This window comes from Shewanella sp. S1-49-MNA-CIBAN-0167, from assembly GCF_040310145.1.
GTDB classification, from domain to species: domain Bacteria; phylum Pseudomonadota; class Gammaproteobacteria; order Enterobacterales; family Shewanellaceae; genus Shewanella; species Shewanella psychromarinicola.
The window spans coordinates 1-271 of sequence record NZ_JBEOPO010000266.1 but is presented as its reverse complement, the minus strand read 5'-3'; the positions used below and the strand labels follow the sequence as shown (position 1 = coordinate 271).

Here is a 271-nt window from a genome sequence, read left to right as displayed (position 1 = left end):
GATTATCACCGATCATAATCGGTTGAATTGCGGTAGTAGAAGACGTAATACTCAATTTATTTACTAATGCGAGTTGCCTAAACAATGCAATATTAGCCGTTAATTGTTCCAATAATTCTGGGTGAGTTTGTTGCCAATTAATTGCCGCTAATGCTAATTGAGCATTGGCTGGCGATAAAGCGGTTGAGTAAATATACTCACGACACGTCGCAACCAAGTAATCAATCACTTCTGTGGAAGCTAAAATAGCGGCGCCTTGGCAGCCTAGCGC

General features: G+C 41.3%; 1 protein-coding gene. It reads right to left on the bottom strand.

Translation table 11 applies throughout. From position 1 onward, the window contains the following. Window positions 1-271 (bottom strand): aminotransferase class I/II-fold pyridoxal phosphate-dependent enzyme (locus AAEZ00_RS21270; RefSeq protein WP_351089889.1); only part of this gene is annotated, 271 nt, incomplete at both ends.